Origin of the sequence: Burkholderia sp. WTPI3, from assembly GCF_021483755.1 — a bacterium.
Taxonomy (GTDB): domain Bacteria; phylum Pseudomonadota; class Gammaproteobacteria; order Burkholderiales; family Burkholderiaceae; genus Burkholderia.
This window is the reverse complement of record NZ_JAGIXF010000008.1, coordinates 123,015-129,354: the sequence shown is the minus strand read 5'-3', so window position 1 is coordinate 129,354 and position 6,340 is coordinate 123,015. Positions and strand designations below refer to the sequence as shown.

The window sequence follows — 6,340 nt, the reverse complement described above, 5'->3', positions numbered from 1 at the left end:
CCGGCCAGTGCCGATGCAGCGACGGCCGCGGCGGCATCCGCTCAGCCGGACGCTGCAGGGCATGCAAGCCAGGATGCGACGGCCGTGCCGGCATCGGGCCGCGACGCGCTGCAGGCTGCGCTGGCGAAGCTGACCGGCGGCGCGGGCGCGATCGGGGCGAGCACGGCATCGGCGACGTCCGGATCGGCCGCCGCCGCACCGCTCGCATCGAAAGCGTCGGCGTTCGACCGCACGCTTGCCGACGCAAAAGGCGCATTCCCCGCGCAGCAGACACCCACGCAGGCCAACGCGCAGGCGCTGCAGGCCGCCGCGAGCGCCGAGCCGGCTGCGCATGCGCTGGCGCAGGCTGGCGACACCGCAAGCCCGAGCGCCGACGCGATGGCCGCGGCCGCCGCAACGGCTGCCGCCGGGGCGCAGTCCAACCTGCCGGCATCGCCGGCCGCGGGCGCGATCGCCGCAGCCAGCCCCCACGTGCTGTCGCCGCAGGTCGGCACTGCCGACTGGACCGACGCGTTGAGCCAGAAGGTCGTGTTCCTGTCGAATGCGCACCAGCAGAGCGCCGAGTTGACGCTGAATCCGCCGGACCTCGGCCCGCTGCAGGTCGTGCTGCGCGTCGCCGACAATCACGCGCACGCGCTGTTCGTGTCGCAGCATGCGCAGGTGCGTGATGCGGTGGAAGCCGCGCTGCCGAAGCTGCGCGAAGCGATGGAAACGGGCGGACTGGGCCTCGGCAGCGCGAGCGTCAGCGACGGCGGTTTCGCATCGCAACAGCAGAACGCGCAACAGAGCTTCTCCGGCGGCCAGTCGTCGCAGCGTGCACGCGCCGGATCGTCAGGCGTCGATGCACCGGCCGACGCCGTGCCAGCCGCAGCGGCCACCGCAGCCGTGAGCCGCGTGGGCCTCGTCGATACGTTTGCCTGAACATCGCGCGCGCCGCGTGCCGGTGCGTGCCGCTCAGCGGCCGTGCACCGCCGCAGCCGCCTCGCCGCGCGGCACGCCGCCCTTGCGCGCCGCGACGATGAAGTCCGCCGCGCGTTCGCCGATCATCACCGACGGCGCATTCGTGTTCCCGCCGATCAGCGTCGGCATCACCGACGCATCCACCACGCGCAACCCTTCGACGCCGCGCACGCGCAATTGGGGATCCACCACCGCCCGCGCATCCGAGCCCATCCGGCAGGTGCCGACGGGGTGATAGATCGTGTCGGCATGCGCGACGATCGTCGCACGCAGCTCGGCTTCGCTCTGGTCCGCCCGCGTGTACAGCTCGCGCCCGCCCTGCGACGCGAGCGGCGCCTGCGACAGGATCCGGCGCATCGCCTGCGCGCCACGCACGAGCAGGTCCAGGTCGCGTGAATCGCTGAAAAAGCGCGGATCGATCAACGGCGCATCGCGCGCATCGCCGCTCGCGAGCGCGACCGTGCCGCGGCTGTACGGACGCAGCGCGCACACGTGCAGCGAATAGCCGAAACCCCAGTGCATCTTGCGGTTGTGGTCGTCGACCAGCGCCGTGCAGAAATGCAGTTGCAGGTCCGGACGATCGATCGACGGGTCGCTCTTGATGAAGCCGCCCGCTTCCGCGACGTTGCTCGTCATCATCCCCGAGCGGCTCGAGAAGTAGCGTGCGAGCGCCGGCGTCATCTTCGCGATCCCGCGCAGGCAAATGCCGACGAGCTGCGACGAATTCACGCGCGTGTTGATGATGAAGTCGATATGGTCGATCAGGTTCGTGCCGACGTCCGACGCATCCTGCACCACCGCGATCCCGTGCCGACGCAGCTGTTCGGCCGGACCGATCCCCGAGCACATCAGCAATTGCGGCGAATTGAACGCGCCGGCCGACAGGATCACTTCCGCGCGTGCACCGAGCGTCTCGACGCTGCCGTTGCGCGACACCACGACGCCCACCGCGCGCTTGCCGTCGAAGCCCACGCGCAGCACCGTCGCATCGGTGATCACGTTCAGGTTCGGCCGGTTGCGGCCGTAGATGTACGCCCGCGCGACGCTGCAGCGCGAACCGTCGCGATGCGTGACCTGATAGAAGCCGACGCCCTCCTGCGTCGCGCCGTTGAAGTCGTTGTTCAGCGGATAGCCGGCCGCGTGCGCGGCCTGGATGAATCGTTCGGAGAACGGATTACGAAAGCGCAGATCGGAGACGGTCAACGGGCCGTCCGCGCCGTGCCATGCATCGGCGCCGCGCTGGTTGCCTTCCGCGCGGCGGAAATACGGCAACACGTCCTGCCAGCCCCAGCCCGTCGCGCCGAGTTGTGCCCACTCGTCGTAGTCGCCCGGGTGGCCGCGCGTGTAGATCATCGCGTTGATCGCGCTCGAGCCGCCCATCCCGCGCCCGCGTGGCTGGTAGCCGCGCCGGCCGCCGAGCCCCGGCTGCGGCACCGTCTCGTAGCCGTAGTTCGTGCCGAGCTTGAACGGCACGAGCGCCGCGATACCCACCGGCATGTTCACGAGCAGATTGCGCTCCGTATGCGAGCCGGCCTCGATCAGCGCGATCGTCGCGTCGGGGCACGCATCGGCGAGGCGGCTGGCGAGGCTCGACCCGCCCGACCCTGCGCCAACGATGATGTAGTCGTATTGCATGTCACGTCTCCTTCGTGTCATGAACGGCACCCGGCGCGGCCGGCTCCGCTTGTAATGTTCGGGCATTGTAGGAATGGCCGTTGCGCGCGCGGCACGCGGATTCAAGAGCGATTCCTCTAAACGCCCGCGTGAACTAAATTTAAGATGTATCGATTCATTCGACGCGATGCACCGGCCGCGAGAAGCCGCGCCGTCGCGAAACTGGGGAGACGACGATGCAGCGCGAGGTTCTGCAGGCCGTGTGCCGACCGGGTCGCCCGGACGCACTGCGCGCAGCCCGCATTTCATTTCAAACGGCGGGCCATGCGGTGATGTCCGGCAACGCACGCGCGACCGATCGAAATCGAACGGCGCGCAGTGTCGCCGACCGTTTGGACGGCTTGTCGCACGCGCGGCGCCATGTGCCGGATTCTGCACGGCCGCGTGCATCGCGCCGCCCCGCTCGGGTGCATCGGCGTGCGTGCGCATCGCGGCATCGCACGCACGCCGGGCAGCGCATCGCGCCTCGCATGAGTGCTCCGCAACCCCGTTTCCGAATACAGACACCGTCGCGCGGATGCGACGCATGCCGCACACGGCAACCGGTTTCACACCGCGTATCGCATCCGGCCCCGCGCCGCGCGACGCGCGCCATCCCGATCCGCCCCGCCACGCTCGCCGAGCGGGCACGTGCGGCCTGACTGCTGGCCGACGCGCCACGCCCCACTGGAGGAGACGACATGAAAAACGACCTGCCCGAACTGGCCCCGCAAGCGCTACCGTCGCTAGACGCGCTGACGTCGCTGCTGCGCGATCAGCGCGCGGCCTACCTGCGCGCACCGTATCCGGAATGGGGCACCCGCGCGCAGCATCTGCGCGCGCTGCGCACGATGCTGATCGATCATGCGGATGCGCTCGCCGACGCGATCAGCGCCGACTTCGGTCATCGCGCGAAGCAGGAAGTGCTGCTGTCGGAAATCTGGATGGCGAAGGAAGAGATCGACGACGCGCTCAAGCACGGCAAGCGCTGGATGAAGCCGATCCGCAAGCCGATGAACAAGTGGCTGCGACCGGCGCGCGCGAAGGTACTGCCGCAGCCGCTCGGCGTGGTCGGCATCGTCGTGCCGTGGAACTACCCGGTGTTGCTGGCAGCAGGCCCGCTGATCTGCGCGCTGGCCGCCGGCAACCGCGCAATCGTCAAGATGTCCGAGCTGACGCCGCGCACGTCCGCGCTGTTCGAGCAGTTGATCTCGAAGACCTTCTCGCGCGATCACGTCGCGGTCGTGAACGGCGATGCGGAGATTGGCGCCGCGTTCAGCGCGCTGCCGTTCGATCACCTGCTGTTCACCGGCTCGACGAACGTCGGCCGTCACGTGATGCGCGCAGCGGCCGACAACCTGACGCCCGTGACGCTCGAACTCGGCGGCAAGTCGCCGGCCATCGTCGGCCCGAACGCGCGCTTCGACGCGGCCGTCGACGCGATCATCGGCGGCAAGACGCTGAACGCGGGCCAGACCTGCATCGCGCCCGACTACGTGCTGCTGCCGCGCGGCATGGAAGGCGCGTTCATCGAGCGCGCGCGGGCGCGCTTCGCGAAGCTGTATCCGGACCTGTCGGCCAACGGCGATTACACGACGATCGTGTCGCCACGCCATTACGCGCGGCTTCAGCAGCTCGCGACCGACGCACAGGCGGCCGGCGCGCAACTGCATCCGCTGACCGACACGCAGTCAGATCCCGCGTCGCGCCGCTTCGTGCCGTGTGCGCTCACGCACGTGCCGGCCGCGTCGCAGCTGATGCAGGAAGAAATCTTCGGGCCGCTGTTGCCGCTCGTGCCATACGAGCGCCTCGACGAGGCGATCGCATACGTGAATGCACGCCCGCGGCCGCTCGCACTGTATCTGTTCGACGAAGACGGCGGCACGATCGACCGCGTGATGCGCGAAACGATCTCGGGCGGCGTGACGGTCAATGAAACGCTGATGCACATCGCGTGCGGCAGCCTGCCGTTCGGCGGTGTCGGCGCAAGCGGAATGGGGGCATATCACGGCTACGACGGCTTCGTGACATTCTCGAAGATGAAGCCGGTGCTCACGCAGCCGCGCATGAACATGCGCGGGCTGATCGCGCCGCCTTATGGCAAGCGCTTCGCCGCGGTGATCAAGATGATGCTGAAGTTCTAGGTGGCGCGGGCCGCGCGCCACGCGCGGCGGTTCACCTGAAAATGCCGCGCGGCGAAGCTGCCGCGCGCGCCGTCACACGGGCCAGAGCGGCCCTTCCTGCATCGCGCCGATCTGCTCGCGCAGTTCGAGTACGCGTGCCTCCCAGTAGCGATGCGTGTTGAACCAGGGAAAGGCAGCCGGAAAGGCCGGGTCGTCCCAGCGGCGCGCAAGCCACGCCGCGTAGTGAATCAGCCGCAGCGTGCGCAATGCTTCGACCAGATGCAGTTCGCGCGGCTCGAATTCGCAGAAATCCTCGTACCCGGCGAGAAGGTCGGCGAGCGCACGCGACGCGCCTTCGCGATCGCCCGGCAGCAGCAGCCACAGATCCTGAACGGCAGGCGCCATCCGGCTATCGTCGAAGTCGACGAAATGCGGGCCCGCGTCGGTCCACAACACATTGCTCGGATGGCAATCACCGTGCGTGCGCAGCAGGCGGATTTCGCCCGCACGCTCGAACGCCGCTTCGACGCCTTCGAGCGCGAGCGTAACGGCCGTCTCGTACGCGGGCCGTACGTCGTCGGGAATGAAATCGTGCGCGAGCAGATAGTCGCGCGGCTCGTAGCCGAACGTGCGGATGTCGAGCACGGGGCGCGCGACATACGGCTGCGTCGCACCGACCGCATGGATGCGGCCGATGAAGCGGCCGAGCCATTCGAGCGTATCGCTGCGGTCGAGATCGGGCGCCCGCCCGCCGCGCCGCTCGAAGATCGAGAAGCGGAAGCCGTCGAACGCGTGCAGCGTGCGGCCGTCGAACGTGCGCGCCGGCACGGCCGGAATTTCGCGTGCGGCGAGCTCGGCGACGAACGCGTGCTCTTCCAGGATCGCTTCGTCCGACCAGCGCTCGGGCCGGTAGAACTTCGCGACGACCGGCGGGCCGTCTTCGATGCCCACCTGGTAGACGCGGTTTTCGTAGCTGTTGAGGGCGAGCAGGCGCCCGTCGGTACGCAGCCCGGACGGCATCAACACGCTGTCGAGCGCATCGAGCACGCACTCGGGCGTGAGGCCGGCGAACGGCGGGCCGGCGGGAGCAGCGGGGGCGGAAGTGACGTCTTTCATGCCCCGCATTGTGCCGTCAGCCGCGCCGAAAGACGAGCTTCCGGTGCGGCATGCACGCTCAGTGGATCGCGGCGCCGGCCGGCAGCACGGATTCGCCGGTGTCGATCAGGTCCTCGAGAAAGAACGGCTCGGTGTTGAGTTCTTTCGACTCGCCCGGCACGCCCGCGTACCAGGTCACCATGGCCATGTCGCCCAGAACGCGCTGAACGATGCCGCGCGCGCCCTTCGGCACTGCGATATGGGTAGTACAGACAATCGACCCGACATGCATGATGGTTCCCCACTCTTGAAACTTGAAACCCGGCCCGCTGGCGAGCCGGCAAATGCACGATCCGCGCCGCCCTCGCCGGGGTGTTGCGCGTATCCCATTGTTCACGGTTTATCGAAGCGCGAAAAGAAGAAGAAGCGGGTGAAGTGCCGCGAATTCGTCGAATGTCTCCAATCAACCACTGCGCCGCGCGTGCGCTTGCACGGGCGGACACCCCCAT

General features: G+C 68.6%; 5 protein-coding genes. 2 read left to right on the top strand and 3 right to left on the bottom strand.

The genetic code is table 11. The features are described 5' to 3' along the window. Window positions 1-921, top strand: a 921-nt coding sequence (locus J7024_RS07100; RefSeq protein ID WP_234744937.1) for a flagellar hook-length control protein FliK, incomplete at its 5' end; no start/stop codon positions are given. Between the two features lie 33 nt (window positions 922-954). Here J7024_RS07100 and J7024_RS07095 read toward each other — a convergent pair. After that, window positions 955-2,595 carry a GMC family oxidoreductase gene (locus tag J7024_RS07095; protein WP_124828156.1) on the bottom strand — a complete coding sequence of 547 codons (1,641 nt, stop codon included), beginning with the start codon at window positions 2,593-2,595 and terminating at the stop codon, window positions 955-957. A gap of 719 nt (window positions 2,596-3,314) precedes the next feature. Between J7024_RS07095 and J7024_RS07090 the strand changes: the two genes are divergently transcribed. Beyond that, complete coding sequence (locus J7024_RS07090) at window positions 3,315-4,757, top strand: coniferyl aldehyde dehydrogenase (RefSeq protein WP_124828157.1); 1,443 nt, start codon at window positions 3,315-3,317, stop codon at window positions 4,755-4,757. Between the two features lie 72 nt (window positions 4,758-4,829). Here the strand turns inward: J7024_RS07090 and J7024_RS07085 are convergent, their stop codons facing one another. Together J7024_RS07085 and J7024_RS07080 are read right to left on the bottom strand one after the other, a co-directional pair. Further along, window positions 4,830-5,852, bottom strand: coding sequence for a serine/threonine protein kinase (locus J7024_RS07085; RefSeq protein ID WP_390679281.1), 1,023 nt, complete (start codon window positions 5,850-5,852; stop codon window positions 4,830-4,832). Window positions 5,853-5,910: 58 nt separating this feature from the next. Further along, window positions 5,911-6,123: a hypothetical protein gene (locus J7024_RS07080; protein ID WP_011886311.1), complete on the bottom strand. Its 213-nt coding sequence runs from the start codon at window positions 6,121-6,123 to the stop codon at window positions 5,911-5,913. Window positions 6,124-6,340: the final 217 nt, after the last annotated feature.